Genomic DNA, 18,120 nt, shown 5'->3' with positions numbered 1-18,120 from the left:
GGTACGCTTATTATGCGTGAGCAGTTGGCTTTCTTTTTGCTCATCTGGAAAAAGCATACCCGCTTGTATATTATAGTGGGACATTCACTTTTTGTTTCATCGTGATAGTTTTACCTGTTATTCCAAATAAAATTGTAAGAATAGGTGATAACAAGCAGAAAAATGCAAAAGGAAGATATGCTAAAGTAGAAACCCCTAGAACATTTGCAATAAATACCCCACAAACACTCCATGGAACTAATGGATTTACAACCGTTCCAGCATCTTCTAAAACCCGTGATAAATTCTTATTCGCAAGACCTAGCTTTGCAAAATGATTTTGAAAAGCTTCTCCTGTTAAAATAATCGATAAATATTGCTCCCCGATTAAAACATTCACACCGATAGCCGTAAGGGCAGCAGCTACTATTACATTACTCACCTTGTTCAAGACACTTGCTATCGACTGTAATAGTGTCGGAATAATTCCTAATGAAAAAAGTAGTCCTCCCATGCTTAGTGCTAATAACACTAGGGACGCGGTGAACATCATACTATTCATTCCTCCTCGAGTAAGAAGACTATCGACCACGTCATTTCCAGTATTTGCAACATAGCCATCAAACAGAATATTCATAAGTTCTTTTATAGATGGACCTTGATGGAAATAGGAAAGCACAATTGCAACGATAGAATTTATCGCTAATGTAAGTAAGGCAGCAGCTTTTTTAATTGCAAAAATAACGAGTATGATAATCGGTAGTAAACTATACCAATGGATAAGTCCGGTTTCTAATAGTGTATCCTGAAGGCTAGATAATTTAATAAAATCAGCGCTATCCACATTCGGAGAAAGTATTGCAAATACGATGGCACTGATCATGAAGGCTGGAGCAGTTGTCCATGTCATATTTTTGATATGTTCAAATAAATCAACCTTTAGGATTGCGGATGCAATATTTGTTGTGTCAGACAAAGGAGACATTTTATCCCCGAAAAACGCACCTGAAACAATTGCTCCTGCGGTAATTGCTAACGATACATCAATAGCTGCCGCAATGCTGATAAATGCAACGCCGACAGTAGCTGTTGTCGTAAGTGAGCTGCCGATTGCTACACCAACAATAGCAGTAAGAATAAAAACAATAGCATAGAAAAAGCTCGGTGTGACAATTTGTAGACCTGCAAATAGTAAGGTAGGAATCGTTCCGCTTAGCATCCATGTAGCAATTAATATACCAATAAAAAAGAATAGAAAAATAGCGGATAAACCTGATTTTGCACCTTCGACCATACTACTCTCAAGCTTTGTAAATTGGATCTTCTTCCATAATCCAAATAATATTAAAAGTACAATAGAAATTATGATAGGGATTTGAGGAGATGCCCCAAACGTAATCATACTGACACCGTTAATAAAAATAATGAAAATGGTGATTAAAATAGACTCAACCAATGATGGATGAATGATTGCCTTAATATTAAACATGTAATTTCCTCCTTGAAGTAAAGTACTTAACCTTAAATGTGAAGTTTGTGAAATTACTTCCTTGCTAATCTAACTAGTAAAACTTAGGCAAAATAAAAAACACCTTCTCCCAAATTAGGGACGAAGATGTTCTCCGCGGTACCACCCTAGTTAATGAACCATTTGCTCATTCACTCTTAAGAAAACCGATAGGAAAAACGGTGTATTTCATTCTCATTGCTGCCTGAATTTTCAGCAACCATTCAGTCTCTATATGCTGCCCACAATGGAATTACTTCGGTCGTTCTTCGGTTAGTTGTATTTACTTTAACACTTAAACGCATAAACGCTTTTACGCTTTTATGTGTTAAAGAATTTATAATTACTATAACATGTTTCCGAAGAATTTCAAGTAGTTTATTTTATTTTTTTGTCCCTATAGGAGGAATATCCTATCTATAGGGTTTTATTGTAATTAAATCTGCCCAGAATGGGTGACATTTGTTGCGGATAGGAGATTTCCATCGGGATCTTCAAAGCCAAATCCCCCTTGTTTTGTCCCGGGAAAGTAATTAAGGTTCGTTACTTTGACACCTTCTTGCTGTAAATAATGATGGAATCTTTCCAAATCATCTATATAAAAATCAATCACACTATGAATAATTCCAGTGAACGTATTTTTAAATAGTAATCTCCTTTCATCCTCTGTTTTTACAAGGTAAATGGTCGGAACTCCGATTCGACTAGATCCTTGAAGATGCAGCATACAGCTGTTTTCATCCTGGTACACTGCTTTCAATCCAAGTAACTTACTGTACCAAGCAATCGATTTTGGAAGATTTGTTACAGGAATTTCAATCGTAGCAATTCTTGGGACAATACGCCACATCACTTCTTCCGCAAACTCTTCTCGTACTCGTTTTCCACCAAATGATTCTGACATTTCTATTAACAGCTCCTTTTTTAATTTTTCTTTTCCTCTTCGTAATCTGCTTTCAATGGCACTAGAGGATAGCTGCAGCAAATTCCCAATCTCCTTTGCTGTATATCCGGAAATATAATTCATTACGATAACAATCCGATATTTTTCTTCTATTTGTTGAAGTGCTTCCCATACCATTGCCTGAATACTGTTTGAGTCGTCCACTTTGTTATTTTCTGGGAAATTTTCCATCAATGTATGTTGATTCTTTTTTCGAAAAAAATCAGTGCACTGATTTTTCGTTATCTTCATAATCCAATGGGAAAACTTTTCTCCTTCGCTCAATTGAGGGAGCTTCATCCATGCCTTAACAAAAACTTCCTGTGCAATATCCTCAGAAATATAAGAATCTCTTGTTCTACTGAGTGCTAATCCATACACGAGATTGGAATATCGGTGGACGAGTTCTGCATATGCATCATAATTTCCTTGTAACGATTTATGAACAAGTACATCGTCTGTCCAGTTCATTTCGTCAAGAACCTCCTTTCAACTATTCATTAATTAGACGTAGGAAAATAGGAAAATCGGTCATAAATATATAAAAATCTCTATATTAATTTTAGTTTAGTATGAAGAAAGAAATAAAGGGAGAATGTTAAACATTTTATATTTATAAGTTCATTGCCAAAAAAATTGTCCATAAAAAGCAAAAAAGACTGCAAAGTAAGAATCACCTTTTCGCAGTCCTTTTCGTGTCATCAACTATTCCTATTAATAATTTCAATCAATTATTTTCCTAAATACTTTTGCATTCTCGTTAGTGCCTCTTCAAGCTTTTCGATTGGAGAAGCAAAGGAAATCCGTAAATGTTTATTCCCACCATGGGTAAAGACTGTACTTGGAAGTACGCCAACTCGAGCATTCTTTAATAAATCCATAGTAAATTCATAAGAGTCATTGGAAAAAGCAGAGATTTCCGGGAACATATAAAAGGTACTTGTTGGTTTTACGACTTGGAAGCCGAGCTTCGTTAAACCATTGTATAGAAAATCTCTTCTCCGTTGATATTCATCGCGCATGTAACTTACATCGGACATACCTTTTTGAAGGGCATCAATCCCGGCATATTGTGCAATGGAGTTGACACTTACAATGACATATTGATGGACCTTTACCATTTCCTTTATTAAATATGCAGGGGCAAACACAAACCCAACACGCCAGCCAGTCATCGCATGGGATTTAGATAGGCCGTTTATTACAATCGTTTTTTCCCGCATTTCTTGATAGCTTGCAATCGATACATGCTTTCCTTCAAAGGTGATTTCACTATATAATTCATCCGACAAAACAAAGATATCCTTGTCTTTTAACACGGAAACTAATTCCTTCACATCCTCTTCGGTTAAGGAAACACCAGTGGGGTTGGAAGGATAGGGTAGAATCAATAGCTTCGTTTTTTCGGTGATGCTATTTAGAAGTTGTTCCTTTTTTAATTTAAAATCACTACCTGTCACATCAATCGGGACAAGTTTCGCACCACATAATGTAATGACTGGTTCATATCCTGGGTAGGTAGGTGTAGGAATGATAACTTCATCCCCTTTGTTAAGGATTGTCTTTAATGCAATAAAGATTCCTTCAGTGGAACCGTTAGTAACAATAATTTCGTCCTCTTCATTATAGTTTAGCCGATAGTGCTGATTTACAAAATCAGTGGCTGCTTTTTTTAGCTGTAGAATTCCAGCATTTGGAGCATAAAAGGATAAATTATCGTCAATCGCTGATTTTCCTGCTTCTTTCACAATTTTAGGTGTTTTAAAGTCTGGTTCACCAATTGTTAGTGATAAAACATCAGGATATTTTTTAAATTGATCTGTTATTTGTCTGATGCCAGAAATTTGAATGGATTGTACTTCTGGATTTAGTAAATGATTCATCGTAAGTGCTCCTTGTTGAGTTTTTACAATCTATTATACTATTTTACATTAGAAATAAAAGTATGAAATATTAAGATATTTTATTATTCTCCATTTTGTTACTATGTTACAGGTCTATTTGGTCATTATAAAATATTATATAATCAACATAGGACTGTTCTAAAGAAAGAGGACTTTTTTATCGAACTAAGAACTAAGTATAGAATCAATTGGTTACCTATAAAAGGCGAGGACATTTATTTATTTCGTATTGCATTTAAAAGAATTTTGAAGAAGGAAGCAAAGTACATGAAAAGAAATCAACATGTTGATGAGGAGCTTATTTCGAACATTACATACCGAATGGCAAAGAAAAATGATGCACTGGAAGCCGCTAAACTTATTCATCTTGCCATTGACGACATTGCGAATCAGCTGACTGGACAAACTAAAAAGGAAAAAATTCAGGAAATGCTCAAGCTTTATTTCCGTGAAGAAAATAATCGGCTTAGCTATCAAAATGCAGTAGTAGCAGAAGCATTAGGAGATGTCATTGGGATAGTCATTTTCTACGCTGGAGCGAATGCTGCAAAGTTGGACGAGCCAATTTTGCAATATTTAAGAAGGCAGGGGAACAATCAAATGATTGCCTTTGATCAGGAAGCGGATATTGAAGATTTTTATATTGATACATTATGTGTAAGCGAAAGATTTCAGGGCTATGGAATTGGTACAAAGCTTATAAAAGTAGTAGAAAATATTGCAAAGCAGCAAGGCTTTACAAAAGTTTCTTTAAATGTTGCACAAAATAATCCAGTTGCTAAAGGTATGTACAAAAAATTAGGGTACATGAAACAAAAAGTGATTACAATTAATCAACATCCATATGACTATATGGTAAAGCTTATTGAAAGGTAATGGAAAAAGAGACTGGAGTGATTCCCCCCTTGTATTACCAGTAATGTTTTCCCGTAGATTGGAAACTTTAATGGTAAAGGAGTGATATACATGGCACGAAAAAACAGAAATAAAATTTTAGTACCAGAGGCACGTCAAGGACTAGACCAGCTAAAGGCGAAAGTGGCTGGAACAACTAATCCCGATCAAGCAAAGTTTGAAGCAGCAGAGGAAGCAGGTGTTCCACTTAAGAAGGGATATAACGGGAATCTTACAGCAGAACAGGCAGGGAAAGTTGGCGGTCGTTTAGGTGGAAGTATGGTGAAGGAATTAGTTAAGATGGCGGAAGAAAACTTAAGAAAAAAGCAGTAGCGAGCATTTCCTGAGGTTCGCTACTTTTCCTTACGATGATTGAAACTTGAGTGATTCCTGAATCCACTACTATTAACTAGAGGACTTGGCAGAAGTATCTGTAGTAGTCTTTTTTCGTAATTTCTTTTTTAATATGGTACCAAGTAGGAGGATAATTAAAGGTAACCCAATCGCCGTTGCCATAGCATAAATGACCCAAGGCGTTTCAACAAATTCAATGGCGCGTCGGTGGTCAAACACGATCCAATAGGAAAATCCGCCAAGTATTAGTCCAACCGGGATTATCGTTGGTCGATAATCCTTTAAGCCAATAAGCTTTTGCAAAGAGACAGAGGCACAGAGTAAGGACATCATTATTTGCGTTAAATTCGACAAAGCAAAAAAGGCAACCATTATCATCTCATAGCGGTGAAAGAACAGCCCAATATGAGCACTTCTTGCTAATTGCATACAGGAAAGATTGTATTTGGCAGTTACTTCCGCTGAGAGGACACCAACCTCTAATATTGGCCAAATGACAACAAATAATCCAGCAAATGCAATTCCAGTAAGCCCCAATTTTTTCCAGCTCGATTTATCTTTCACTAATGGCAAGATTATCGATGCCATCATAACTGCTAATGCCCAATCGGTATTATGAAACCTACTTGCCCAAATGGTGGAAAACAAGCCAGACTGAAAGGTAGGCAATAACTCACGAATATCGAATTCTGCAAGCGAACCCATAATAATTAATATATTTAACACTAAAGCAGAGAACACTCCGATTAAGGCAAGTCTTGCAATAACCTCCAGTCCAAAAAATATCCCGCGGCTTTGGAATTTGCTCATCCCCCAGTCGATCCTCCTGTCCTTCTGCAAGTTCAGGCTGACTTTTCATACTCCACCAAGGGAAACGAACGACTGCATCCTTTTGATCGGAAGGTTTAAATGGGGTTGCTGGAGCAAGATAGGACTCCCCAAAGGAACGAAGCGATAATGTATGAATAGCAATTAATACAAACATTGTTGCAAATCCAAGTAAGCCTAAAGTACCCGAGGCGAAAAGCATTGGAAAGCGAATTAATCGTATCGAGTATGAAGCGGAATCGTTAGGAACAGCAAAGGAAGATATTCCAGTAATAGCAACGATAATAACCATAAATGGTGATGCAATTCCTGCTTGAACGGCTGCTTGACCTACAATTAAGGACCCAACAATACTGACTGCCTGCCCTACAGGCTTTGGCATTCGCAATCCTGCTTCTCTCATAAGCTCAAAAGCTAGCTCCATAAGTAAAGCTTCTAATAAAACAGGAAAGGGTACTACTTCTCTACCAGAAGCAATAGTAAGTGCCAGTGTCGTTGGAATCATCTCCTGATGAAAGCTTGCTAGCATTACATAAATCGAAGTTAACGTTAAACTGATGATAAATGCTGTATACCGAATCATTCGGAAAAAGGATCCCATTAAATAATTCGAGTAGTAATCATCACTTGCCTGTAAAAATTGCCAAAAATAAGCAGGCATGATAAGAACGAAAGGAGTGTTATCCACAAATACAGCGACTCTTCCTTCAAAAATGGCAGAGGCTACCTTATCTGGACGCTCCGTACTTTGAATGGTTGAAAACGGGGAGTATGGTGCATCATCTATTAGCTCCTCAATATATCCACTCTCTAGCACGGAATCAATTTTTATACCTTCTAATCTCTTTTTGACTTCCTCAACAAGACCTTCTTTCACTGTCCCTTTCAAGTACGCAGGATTTTCGTAGTTTTTGATTTTGTTCCAATTTTCATTTCTTCGATAACAAAAAGCGGGTCTTTAATTCTTCTTCGCACTAGTGCTGTATTGGTACGAAAACTTTCCGTAAACCCATCTCTTGGACCTCGGACAACTTGCTCTGTTTGCGGCTCTGCAATCGAACGTGCTTCCCATCCTTTGGAAGAGACGATGATAGCTTTATCAAATTTATCTAGTAAAAATAATGTATCACCAGAAAGAATGGCTTCAATCCCTTCCTGCGAATCAGTAATTAGCTTAATGGATGAAATTAAATAGAACATCTATTTTCACCCATTCCGCAAAAGCCTTATCTGTCAATGGGGTATTACCATCCATCAGTTTCGGTGCACCATAAATAAATGCTCGAATCGCATTTTCTACTTCCTGAGTATTCGTTAATCCTTCTGTGAAGAAGCAAACTGCCCTTAAGTTTTCTTTTGGATGTAGAATAAATTCTCTCGAAGCAAAATCCGCGTTTCCACCTAATAAATCTTTGATGAGTTTAATATTTTCCTTAACATCCTTTTTAAATAATTGCTCCAGTTTCTTCGCGATTGCTTCAGCCATGGAAACATACTCCTCCAAAAAATTCTGTACCGATAGTATAGGCAATTTATTCCATAATATGTATGATTTCCATTACCTTGGACAAAATAGTTTTGCTTATCTAATGGAAGAAGGAGCGCTTAATGGATTTTTACCACAACTTTTTTTATATTTATGTGCTTAATGCAAGCTGGTTTGTTTGGACGATTATCATCGCATCTATCGTATTAAATATTTTAGCTCCGATTCTTATTTGGTTTGTTATGAACAGTAAGCCACTGCCCATCATCAGTAGTTTAAAAAAGGAAAAAACGGAGAAAAGTACGAAAAGTGAACAGTAATGAATTAAGAGAAAGGAAAGTGGAATGTGGAAAGTTGATGAGTGGCACAAATAAATCTAATCTATTAAAGAAGGTTTGGATGACCTTCTTTTTTTGAGACTGATTTTCAAAAGAATTGTTGTTATTTAAGAGAAAAAGGTCGGTGAACGATTTTCTTTAACAATAATTATGTGAATCCATCTTTTATTAGCTATTAAATAAATGATGATTGAATACTAATCAAATTATTTGCTATATTCATATGGAGGTGATAGGGTAATTTTTGGATTTACTACAAGGAGGAGAACAAACATGAAGAAACTTCAAATGAAAAAAAATAGTTTCGTTGCACTTTTATTTGCTTTTTTAGTTTTGCTAGGAGCATGTAGTAATGATTCAGAAACGAAAGAGAATAGTACCGAAAATTCGAAGGAAAAAACAGCTTGGGATATTGTGAAAGAAGAAGGAAAAATAACGGTTGCAACTTCTGGAACACTTTATCCATCGTCCTTCCATGATTCAGAATCGGATAAGTTAACAGGTTTTGAAGTGGAAGTCGTACGAGAGATGGCGAAACGATTGGGCTTAGAAGCTGATTTTGTGGAAATGGGCTTTGATGGAATGCTTACTTCTGTAAATAGTGGTCAAGTAAATATAGCGGCAAATGATATTTCGATTACTGACGATAGAAAAGAGAAGTTTGCATTTTCGACTCCATATAAATATTCGTTTGCAACAGCTATTGTTAGAAAAGATGATCTATCGGGGATTGAAACGGTAGAGGATTTAAAAGGGAAAAAAGCAGCTGGTGAAGCAACGACCGTCTACATGGATATTGCCCGGAAATATGGGGCAGAGGAGGTCATTTATGACAATGCGACAAATGAACTTTATTTGCGTGATGTAGCGGCAGGAAGAACGGACCTAATCATTAATGACTACTATTTACAGATGCAAGCAATTGAATATTATCCAGATTTAAATATTACAATTCATCCAGATTTGAAATTTGGTATACCTGATGACGGTGTAGGAATTATAATGAAAAAAGATGAAGTAGAACTGCAAGAAAATATTAATAAAGCAATTCAGGAAATGCTAGCGGATGGAACGATTAGCGAGCTTTCCAAGCAATTTTTCTCTGGTGAAGATGTTACTGTAAAACCAGACTTACAATATTAATAGCTTCGGTGTCTGTGAATTTTGCTAATTAAAACTGCTCGTGCATTGGGCAGTTTTCTTTCGTTTCTATTATCGTTCGGCAGGAGGGTGAAATTGTGAGCAATATTCAATGGGAATATATTTTTGACCCGTTATTGGCGATACGATCCGTTCCCTATGTCATGCAAGGAATCGGCTATACAATGCTAATTTCATTGGTTAGTATGGTTTTCGGATTATTTTTTAGCTTTTTTTTGGCATTGGGAAGGATGTCTGATCATCTTATATTACAGTTGCCATCGCGATTATATATTTCGTTTATGAGAGGAGTTCCTATATTAGTAGTATTGTTTCTTCTTTATTTCGGACTCCCATTGATTGGAATCGAATTCTCAGCAATAACGGCAGCCATTATTGGTTTTAGCTTGAACAGTGCTGCTTATATGGCGGAGATTAATCGTTCCGCATTACAAGCCATTGAGAGGGGACAGTGGGAGGCAGCATATACTTTAGGTATGAACTATTGGCAAACCTTGACTCGTATCGTATTACCACAAGCAACAAAAATAGCGCTCCCTCCATTAGTAAATGTCCTATTAGATTTGATAAAAAGCTCATCATTGGCTGCCATGATTACAGTTCCTGAGCTTTTTCAAAAGGCGAAAATAGTAGGAGGAAGGGAATTAGACTACATGACAATGTACATACTAGTTGCCTTCATTTATTGGGGAATATGCTCTATCGTGGAGGTACTTCAAAATAGAATAGAAAAACAATATAATATTTAAATAAATAGACTGCTCAAAAGGTTTTCGCCATTTCGTTGCAGTTTTTTTGTATCCTTCCAAGTTAATTCTCCAGTGCTTATCATTACATTCCTATAAGGTTAGGTATCCTATTACAAAAAGGTCGCAGGAAAACAATTCTCTGCGATCTTTTTAATCAATAAGAATAATTTGAAACTATACATCGATTTCTGAACAAATGCCATGCTTTTTTCGATAATCCAACGGGGTACAGTTCGTTTCTTGCTTAAACAGCTTGGTGAAATAGGAATAATTTCCATAACCAACTTTGTCGGAAATTAGATGAATGGGTAGGTTTGTGTTTACTAGTAATTCTTTTGCAATATCGATTCGTTTCTTAATAATATAATTGAACAGGGAAATACCTTTTTCCTTTTTAAAAATTCTCGCGATGTAATCTGGACTTAGATAAACAATTTTAGCAAGCTCCACTCTAGTGATATTTTCCTGATAGTTTTGATCAATATAATCACAAATGGTTTTGACTACGGATTTTTTCGAGTTGGTAAATGCCATATAATCGATAGATACATCTACTAAATACGTGATGTAGGTTATTAAATCCTCTATTGATCTAGATGACTGCTGGAGTAAAAAATCATCTACTTCCCCATGAAATAATTTATGTGCAAGAATTTCCTTTTTCTTTAATTGAGTATAGATTAGCTGTGTAATATCTAAACGAAAGCTACTTAATACCGTATGATTTAAAGCATTCTTTTCAACTAAGCTTGTAATATACTGTTTACAATAATTGATAAAATCAATATTCGCGCCGTTATCAAGATATTCCTCAAGTAACTGTAAATTAGGAATGACGTAGGTTGCTTCACTTTTTTTATAAGTTTGCAAGGAAAATACATTATTTCGATAGTTTATCGATTCCTCGTGCATTGCTTGTAGTTTTTGTACCATCTGTGGAATATCTTCTAGTTTCCCGATGGAGTCAACACATAGTTGAACATCACATTGTAACTTTATGGTGAGCGGATTGATCAGATGCTTACTAAGCTTACGTAAATCACTAGCAGTTAATTCAATCTTGGAATCTACCACTTTAAAGATCGCTAAATACTCCTCTTTTTTTGTCCGTAGTTTGAGAAATCCATCTAATTTTAGTGGATGACTCTCTACCGTTTCTTTAATAATTGTTACTAGCTGACTATCGATAGGTTTCGCATCAAAAATAGAGATAATTTTTTTATTATCAATTAATTGGTATGGATAAAAGTTTAAGAGAATTGGAAAGAAACAGTCATTCAATGAGTAATCGATACAGTTCATTTGCAAATGCTCCTGAAGTTCCGCTCGAGTAAAGCAACGATTGTATGTTACATATGAAAACCAAAAATGCTCTACTAGCTTCTCTTTATTTCGTTGTGTATAGCTACTTGTAATACTTTCGTTCCGCTGACTAATGGTAGCTTTTTTAATTGCTTTTTTTATAATGAATTCCAGTTTATCGAATTCGATAGGCTTTAAATAGTATTCAAAGCTTTGGAGTTCAATTGCCTTTTGCGCATAATTAAAATCAGCGAAATTGGTTAATAAAATTGCTTGGACATTATAGCCCTCCGATCGAATCCAGGCCAATAGCTCTAATCCACTTCCATGTGGCATTTCAATATCTGATATTAGAATATCGACTTGGTGTTTATGAAATATTTCCATAGCTTGCCGAATATTGTTCGCAGTGTAAACTTGTTCGAAGCCTAATCCGTGCCAATCCATCTTTTTTTCTAAAGACGCAATAACATATCTGTCATCGTCAACAATTAACAAGTTCATACTTCCACTCCTTCAAATACATCATTTGGTATTAATAACATAACAACCGCACCACCAGTTTTGGCGTTGGAAAAATCTATCTTAAATTTCTCAGAATATAAGAGTTGTAGTCTGGAGATGACATTATTAATCCCAATATGACTTCCGTCTACAGAGGATAAAGATTTATTGTTCTGCAATTTCTCCAATATGTCTTTCGGAAATCCTTGACCATTATCGGTTATTACCATTTTAAGTAATCCTTCGTTCTCTACTGATTGAATTCGCAATGTAATTTTAATTTGTTTATCATATGAACGAATATGTTTAATTGAATTTTCAATAAATGTTTGTAAGACAAGTGGAGGGATTTTGGCGTTTTCCACGCCATTTTCCACATATCGTTCAAAGGTAAATGTTGGACCATGGAGTAATTTCTGTATGGCTAAATAGTCATTAATATGGTCTAATTCTTTTTCTAATTTTACAAAGTTTTGCTTTGTTTGAAACAAATAACGGAAGTACTTGGAGGTAGATAATGTCATTTCTTGTATTTCCTTATACATTTCTAATTGAGCCATGCTATAGATTGTCGTTAAACAATTAATATAAAAATGTGGCTTGATTTGGAGTTTCATAAAATCCATTTGAATATTTTGCTTCTCCAACTCTTGCTCATATATATTAATCTTTAATTTCCTAATTTCTTTTATCAAATCCTTGAATTGTACATTTGCTTGTTCAAGTTCCTTAATATTACTATTATTAAAATCGATTGCCTCATTACTGTCGTTGATTTTTGACAGGTTATTCGAAAATGCCTGTATCGGGTAGAGAAGCTTATTCTTAATGTAGATTAAGATCATAATTAAAATAATACTGATGACAACCGTTGCGAATGTTAAGGAAAGCTGTGCAATCATAATCCTTTTAAAAGCACTTACATTGTCGACATACACATGTAATGAAAATGGTAAATCAATTTCTTTCTCCTTAAAGCGAAGATAGCTAATAGCTAATGGCTTTTGAGTATTATTTTGTAAGGACAGCTCTTCTGTTGCATTTGTAAGATATGTCCCTGCATCATTTTCCATTATAATGGCACCTTTATTCCCTAAGTTGATATCCTTTAACGGTAATAAAATATCATTTACAGATATTAACGAAATAAACACGCGATCCTCATAATCTATTAAGTGGTATAGGTAATAGTTATTATTTAATTCAAATGTTTTCCATGTTTTCATATTCTCATAGCTTTGGAATTTTTCTATTTCACTTAGGAAGTAATCTTTAATCTTAAGATACTCAGAATAATTCACATTAATGGGAGAACTATTAAAAAAGTAGTTTTCCTTTTTTAGTAATAAGAAAAATTGATATTCTTCACCAGTAGAATATTGATAATCAATGACACGTGAACGGAAATTGTCAATGCTATCGGCGAATTCATAATAATCCTTTGCATCATTAATATCATCAATTAATGGTTCGTTCAATACAGTCCATATCATAAAATGTTCGACTGAATTAAACTTTTGCTGTACTTGTTTTAAGTAGAGATTAATTGTATTCGTAATATTTTCAATACTTTGCTGTCGTGTAATAGAAATTGTTAATATGCTCACAAAGACATTAATTAATAATACAGTAATAATAACTACTACTAATACTTTCGAATAATAATTAATAGAATGAGAGGAATTTTTGTCTGGTATTTTCATTAAACCAACTCCCAATTTCCTGAAATAAATAGGATAGGTAAAGATGTGCATGCAAAATAACATTATTCAGATTTAAACGGAAAAATTTAAACGGAATAGTGTTATATTCCGAAGGAAAATAGAAAAAAGTTTGCCGTTTAGTAATAAATCAAGGTCTGTTTTCTTCTATTTAGGATTGAATGCGTTTTCATATAATGATTATATCAAAGAAAGGAGGGTAATATTTGAAAAATATTGTGACGCAGCAAAATATTGCACCGACAGTTTTACCTTCCCAAACAAAAAGGACTAAACGGATGAAGCAGTTTAAGAAAAGTGGACCATTATATGTGTTGCTGCTGCCATCACTGATTTTATTAGTTTGTTTTACGTATATACCTATGTATGGGTTAGTTATGGCATTTAAAGACTATTCTCCTGCATTAGGAATATTGGAAAGTCCTTGGGTTGGGTTTAAGCACTTTATTCAATATTTTCATTCCTATCAATTTGATCTTACATTAAAAAACACATTAGTGATTAGCTTGTACAGTGTTTTAGTAGGATTTCCATTACCAATTGCATTGGCATTACTTTGTAACCAAATACGGATTGGAATGTTTAAAAAGGTATTTCAAGTAACAACCTACTTACCGCATTTTATATCTACGATGGTAATGTGTGGGATGATATTAATATTCTTATCCCCGAGCAATGGGTTGGTTGCAAATTTTTTAGGATTATTTGGTATAGAAATGCCTAATGTTTTATCCGATCCTTCTTTATTTAGTAGTGTTTATGTTTGGAGTGATGTCTGGCAGCATGTTGGTTGGGACAGTATTATCTTTTTAGCTGCGTTATCTGCAATTGATCCAACGTATTATGAGGCGGCAACTATGGATGGCGCTAGCAAAATGCAAAAGATTCTTCATATTGATCTACCATTATTAATACCTACGGCTATGATATTACTAATATTACGGGCAGGAAGTCTTTTAAGTGTTGGCTTTGAAAAGGTACTATTACTGCAAAATCCATTAAACTTAACTGGCAGTGAAATTATTTCAACCTATGTTTATAAAGTAGGATTGCAAAATTTCCAGTATAGCCTGTCAACCGCTATTGGATTATTTAATACAGTAGTCAATTTAGCAATCCTTCTTTTAGTGAATTGGATATCCAAGAAGCTAACGAAAACAAGCTTGTTATAGAGGTGAGGTGAAAAGGTGGAATTATCATTAAAAATCAGTAGGGCGAAAAACAGGAAACCTCATAAGAACTGGAAGGATAGAATTTTTGATATTTCTGTATATGGAATCGCAATTCTTATGATGGTGTTAATTATTTATCCGCTCTGGTTCATCATTATTGCCTCCTTTAGTAATCCGGCGGATGTAGCAAATGGGAATGTATGGTTATGGCCAAAAGAGTGGAAGTTAGATGGTTACATCGAGCTCATGAAACAGGAACAAATATGGCGCGGCTATCTTAATACAATTATTTATACTATTGTTGGAACATTAATTGCCTTAGCTGTTAATATTCCAGCAGGGTATGCACTATCTCGGAAAGATTTATTCGGAAGAAAGTGGCTCTCGATTATCTTTATTATTCCAATGTTTATTGGTGGAGGATTAGTACCTACGTATCTCGTAGTGAAAGATTTTGGATTACTCGATACGTTCTGGGTAATGGTATTACCATTTTCGGTTTCATGTTATAACATCATTGTGGCAAGGACGTTTTTTAATAATAGTATTCCAGAAGGTTTATGGGAAGCGGCACAGGTGGATGGTTGCGGAACTATTCGATACTTCTTTACGATGATTCTACCGCTTTCAAAGGCAATTTTAGCAGTAATTGGTCTTTGGACTGCAGTTGGAATTTGGAATTCATGGTTTAATGCTTTAATTTATATTTCTAATGAAAATTTACAGCCATTACAGTTAATTCTTAGAAGAATATTAATTTCTAATCAGTCATTACTAGGAACTGCCTCAGGTGATTTAGCAGCAGAATTGAGGAGATTATCAGAAATGATGAAGTATGCTGCCATTGTAATTTCGACGGTTCCAATTATGTGTTTATATCCATTTTTACAAAAATACTTCAACCAAGGCGTTATGATTGGTTCATTAAAAGAATAGGGGGAAAGAAAGTATGTTTAAGAAAAAGCTATTACTTATTTTAATCGCTTTCACATTAGTTGCCAGCTTGTTAGTTGGTTGTAATAAAAATTCAGCAGGTGGGTCTGAAGAAGATGATGGATCCGTGAAAATAGCGACTGTCCGTTGGTCGGATTGGGGCGATGATTTTCTAAAAGGTTTTGTTGAGGAAACCGAAAAAGAAGTTGGCATTTCTATTGATTGGGATGTTTACTTAAATTCAGAATGGGGAGATAAAAAATCAGTATTAATGGTAGGTGGCGATTTACCAGATGCATTTTGGGGTTCTATCACCTTAACAGATGCAGATATCGCACAAAATCAAGGAGTGTTTATTCCACTTGAAGATTTAATAGAAGAAAATATGCCAAACTTAATGAAAGCGTTTGAAGAAGATCCAACATTACGCGCCATTGTAACATCTCCAGATGGTCATATTTATAGCTTACCGAAAAAATTACCATTACGACCATTAACAGGAAACCAATTATTTATTAACCAAAAATGGTTGGATAACTTAGGATTAGCTATGCCAGAAACATATGAAGAATTTTATGATGTATTAAAAGCATTTAAAGAACAGGACGCTAATGGAAATGGTGATCCAAATGATGAAATTCCATATGGTGCAGGAAATGCAAATAATGTCTTTAGTTTCATCTTACCATTTGGTTTAACAAGAGGTAGTGATAAACAAGGATATATGGCATTAAAAGATGGAAAACCAACATTCTTGGCAACAGAAGAAGCTTATCGTGAAGGTATTGAGTGGATGCACGAAGCATATGTAGATGGCTTAATTGACCAAGAATTGTTTACAGAAGATACTTCTATGAGTGATGCCAAACGTAAAAATGAAGATGTTTCCCTAGTTGGTGTTGCTGTTGGTTGGACTGCAGACGCAACATTTGGTCCAAATCAAGACGAATATGTTGCATTACCACCTTTAACAGGTCCAGATGGACAAAAATATGTTATTTCAGATGCGGAAACATATTCAAGAAATGAACTTATGATTACAACAGCAGCAGAGGATCCAGCGAAAATTTTACAATTTGCCGATAAATTTTACACAGAAGATGCAAGTATTCAAACATTTTATGGTTCCTTTGGTGTTGGCGTAGAGAAGAATGATGATGGCACTTACACAGTACTTGATGCACCAGAAGGAGAATCTGCTGATACATTTGCATGGGTAAATTCCTTCCGTGATTTTGGACCTAAATATGTAAGCGAAGGATTCAATGACAAAGTGACATTGCCAACAGATAGTGGAGATGGATTGAAGCTTGCATTAGATAAAGAAATTAATATGTATGTTAGAGATCAATATCCAAGTGTTAACTTTACAGTGGAAGAATTGCAACGATTAAATACATTAAAGGTTGATATTGAAAATTATGTATATTCCATGCAGGCAAAATGGGTAGTAGAAGGTGGAGCTACTGAAGAATGGGATGACTATTTAGATCAGTTAAATCAAATGGGATTTGAAGAATATATGGAAATTCAACAATCAGCATTTGATCGATACCAAGAAGCACTAAATAGCGGCAACTAATTGGCTATTGCAAGCAAATATGGGAAATAACAGTCGGAACTTGAACCGGCTGTTATTTTCTAGAAGTAAATAGGGAAAAAAGAAATCAATTTGTAGGGGTGGGAAAAATTGCAGCATTTATTTTCTTTAGAAAATCCGTTAGTAAATTTTTTGGCTAAAATAGTGGATATTTTTATATTAAACATGTTATTCATTATCACTAGTTTACCAATTATTACGATTGGTACAGCTAGTACAGCCTTGTATTCCGTCACACAAAAAATTGTACGCGGGGAAGATAGATATATAGTACGTGATTATTTTATCGCGTTTAAAAGGAATTTTAAGCAAAGCACCATATTATGGCTGCTACTCTTGATGGGTGGTTTATTAATTTTTATAGATTATCATCTATTCGTACGATTGAGTGGAATTCCTAAAATATTTCTTGCGAGCGTGCTGCTAACGTTTTGCTTTGTTTATTTATGTATTTCCTTGTTTATTTTTCCTTATATTGCAAGGTATGTTGATACGTTAAGAAAAGCAATATTAAATTCTCTACTATTAGCTATTTCTAATTTCCCATATTTGCTATTATTGTTTGTTATGAACTTTGTTCCTTTAATATTTGTTTTTTCTTCACCAATTGGATTTTTAACAGGGCTATATGTTTTTACTTTTGGAGGTTTCTCTTTCTTAGCGTTTTTGAATTCCTTTATTTTCCGAAGGATATTTTCTAAATATGAATGATCGTTGGAAGATCTGGCCAATGCTTTGATTTTTA

General features: G+C 34.8%; 18 protein-coding genes. 9 read left to right on the top strand and 9 right to left on the bottom strand.

Features of this window, described 5'->3' with window-relative positions; genetic code table 11:
• Positions 1 to 70: 70 nt before the first annotated feature.
• The 3 genes from nhaC to OEV98_RS03325 all read right to left on the bottom strand — a co-directional run bounded on the left by nhaC (position 71) and on the right by OEV98_RS03325 (position 4,312).
• Positions 71 to 1,468 carry a Na+/H+ antiporter NhaC gene (gene nhaC / locus OEV98_RS03335; protein ID WP_263071780.1) on the bottom strand — a complete coding sequence of 466 codons (1,398 nt, stop codon included), beginning with the start codon at positions 1,466 to 1,468 and terminating at the stop codon, positions 71 to 73.
• Positions 1,469 to 1,922: 454 nt separating this feature from the next.
• Positions 1,923 to 2,900: a sigma-70 family RNA polymerase sigma factor gene (locus tag OEV98_RS03330; RefSeq protein WP_263071779.1), complete on the bottom strand. Its 978-nt coding sequence runs from the start codon at positions 2,898 to 2,900 to the stop codon at positions 1,923 to 1,925.
• Positions 2,901 to 3,160: 260 nt separating this feature from the next.
• Entirely contained in the window at positions 3,161 to 4,312 is a 1,152-nt protein-coding gene (locus tag OEV98_RS03325; RefSeq protein WP_263071778.1) for an aminotransferase class I/II-fold pyridoxal phosphate-dependent enzyme, read from the bottom strand.
• Positions 4,313 to 4,600: 288 nt separating this feature from the next.
• On the opposite strand from OEV98_RS03325, the gene OEV98_RS03320 reads away from it, so the two are divergent.
• Together OEV98_RS03320 and OEV98_RS03315 are read left to right on the top strand one after the other, a co-directional pair.
• Positions 4,601 to 5,209 (top strand): GNAT family N-acetyltransferase, encoded by a 609-nt coding sequence (locus OEV98_RS03320; RefSeq protein ID WP_263071777.1) that lies wholly within the window; start codon positions 4,601 to 4,603, stop codon positions 5,207 to 5,209.
• Positions 5,210 to 5,299: 90 nt separating this feature from the next.
• A complete protein-coding gene (locus tag OEV98_RS03315; protein ID WP_263071776.1) occupies positions 5,300 to 5,560 on the top strand; it encodes an alpha/beta-type small acid-soluble spore protein in 261 nt (86 codons plus the stop codon).
• A gap of 72 nt (positions 5,561 to 5,632) precedes the next feature.
• Here the strand turns inward: OEV98_RS03315 and OEV98_RS03310 are convergent, their stop codons facing one another.
• From OEV98_RS03310 to OEV98_RS03295, 4 genes are read right to left on the bottom strand one after another with little or no spacing between them, the layout of a single operon-like run.
• Complete coding sequence (locus OEV98_RS03310; protein ID WP_263071775.1) at positions 5,633 to 6,307, bottom strand: GerAB/ArcD/ProY family transporter; 675 nt, start codon at positions 6,305 to 6,307, stop codon at positions 5,633 to 5,635.
• Positions 6,255 to 7,286 (bottom strand): spore germination protein, encoded by a 1,032-nt coding sequence (locus OEV98_RS03305; RefSeq protein WP_263071774.1) that lies wholly within the window; start codon positions 7,284 to 7,286, stop codon positions 6,255 to 6,257. Before OEV98_RS03305 ends, OEV98_RS03310 begins: the two co-directional genes overlap by 53 nt.
• A gap of 8 nt (positions 7,287 to 7,294) precedes the next feature.
• Positions 7,295 to 7,609, bottom strand: a complete 315-nt coding sequence (locus tag OEV98_RS03300) for a spore germination protein (protein WP_263071773.1) — start codon at positions 7,607 to 7,609, stop codon at positions 7,295 to 7,297.
• A complete protein-coding gene (locus OEV98_RS03295; protein WP_263071772.1) occupies positions 7,584 to 7,895 on the bottom strand; it encodes a hypothetical protein in 312 nt (103 codons plus the stop codon). The genes OEV98_RS03300 and OEV98_RS03295 overlap by 26 nt, the downstream gene beginning before the upstream one ends.
• Before the next feature lie 122 nt (positions 7,896 to 8,017).
• Between OEV98_RS03295 and OEV98_RS03290 the strand changes: the two genes are divergently transcribed.
• From OEV98_RS03290 to OEV98_RS03280, 3 genes are all read left to right on the top strand, one after another.
• Positions 8,018 to 8,215 carry a hypothetical protein gene (locus OEV98_RS03290; protein ID WP_263071771.1) on the top strand — a complete coding sequence of 66 codons (198 nt, stop codon included), beginning with the start codon at positions 8,018 to 8,020 and terminating at the stop codon, positions 8,213 to 8,215.
• A gap of 291 nt (positions 8,216 to 8,506) precedes the next feature.
• Positions 8,507 to 9,376 (top strand): transporter substrate-binding domain-containing protein, encoded by an 870-nt coding sequence (locus OEV98_RS03285; protein ID WP_263071770.1) that lies wholly within the window; start codon positions 8,507 to 8,509, stop codon positions 9,374 to 9,376.
• A gap of 92 nt (positions 9,377 to 9,468) precedes the next feature.
• Complete coding sequence (locus OEV98_RS03280) at positions 9,469 to 10,143, top strand: amino acid ABC transporter permease (RefSeq protein WP_263071953.1); 675 nt, start codon at positions 9,469 to 9,471, stop codon at positions 10,141 to 10,143.
• Between the two features lie 174 nt (positions 10,144 to 10,317).
• On the opposite strand, the gene OEV98_RS03275 is transcribed toward OEV98_RS03280, so the two are convergent.
• Together OEV98_RS03275 and OEV98_RS03270 are read right to left on the bottom strand one after the other, a co-directional pair.
• Positions 10,318 to 11,949, bottom strand: coding sequence for a response regulator transcription factor (locus tag OEV98_RS03275; RefSeq protein ID WP_263071769.1), 1,632 nt, complete (start codon positions 11,947 to 11,949; stop codon positions 10,318 to 10,320).
• A complete protein-coding gene (locus OEV98_RS03270) occupies positions 11,946 to 13,652 on the bottom strand; it encodes a sensor histidine kinase (RefSeq protein ID WP_263071768.1) in 1,707 nt (568 codons plus the stop codon). Before OEV98_RS03270 ends, OEV98_RS03275 begins: the two co-directional genes overlap by 4 nt.
• Positions 13,653 to 13,948: 296 nt before the next feature.
• Here OEV98_RS03270 and OEV98_RS03265 point away from each other — a divergent pair, with 296 nt between their 5' ends.
• The 4 genes from OEV98_RS03265 (at position 13,949) to OEV98_RS03250 (ending at position 18,086) form a co-directional block, all read left to right on the top strand.
• Positions 13,949 to 14,842: an ABC transporter permease gene (locus OEV98_RS03265; RefSeq protein ID WP_263071952.1), complete on the top strand. Its 894-nt coding sequence runs from the start codon at positions 13,949 to 13,951 to the stop codon at positions 14,840 to 14,842.
• Positions 14,843 to 14,857: 15 nt separating this feature from the next.
• Positions 14,858 to 15,778, top strand: coding sequence for a carbohydrate ABC transporter permease (locus OEV98_RS03260; protein WP_263071767.1), 921 nt, complete (start codon positions 14,858 to 14,860; stop codon positions 15,776 to 15,778).
• 13 nt (positions 15,779 to 15,791) lie between these two features.
• Positions 15,792 to 17,357 carry a type 2 periplasmic-binding domain-containing protein gene (locus OEV98_RS03255; RefSeq protein ID WP_263071766.1) on the top strand — a complete coding sequence of 522 codons (1,566 nt, stop codon included), beginning with the start codon at positions 15,792 to 15,794 and terminating at the stop codon, positions 17,355 to 17,357.
• A 108-nt stretch (positions 17,358 to 17,465) separates the two neighbouring features.
• Positions 17,466 to 18,086 (top strand): YesL family protein, encoded by a 621-nt coding sequence (locus OEV98_RS03250; RefSeq protein WP_263071765.1) that lies wholly within the window; start codon positions 17,466 to 17,468, stop codon positions 18,084 to 18,086.
• Positions 18,087 to 18,120 lie beyond the last annotated feature (34 nt).

Source organism: Perspicuibacillus lycopersici, from assembly GCF_025660475.1.
GTDB classification, from domain to species: domain Bacteria; phylum Bacillota; class Bacilli; order Bacillales; family Caldibacillaceae; genus Perspicuibacillus; species Perspicuibacillus lycopersici.
The sequence above is the reverse complement of the archived record's forward strand: the minus strand, read 5'-3'. Positions and strand labels throughout refer to the sequence as shown.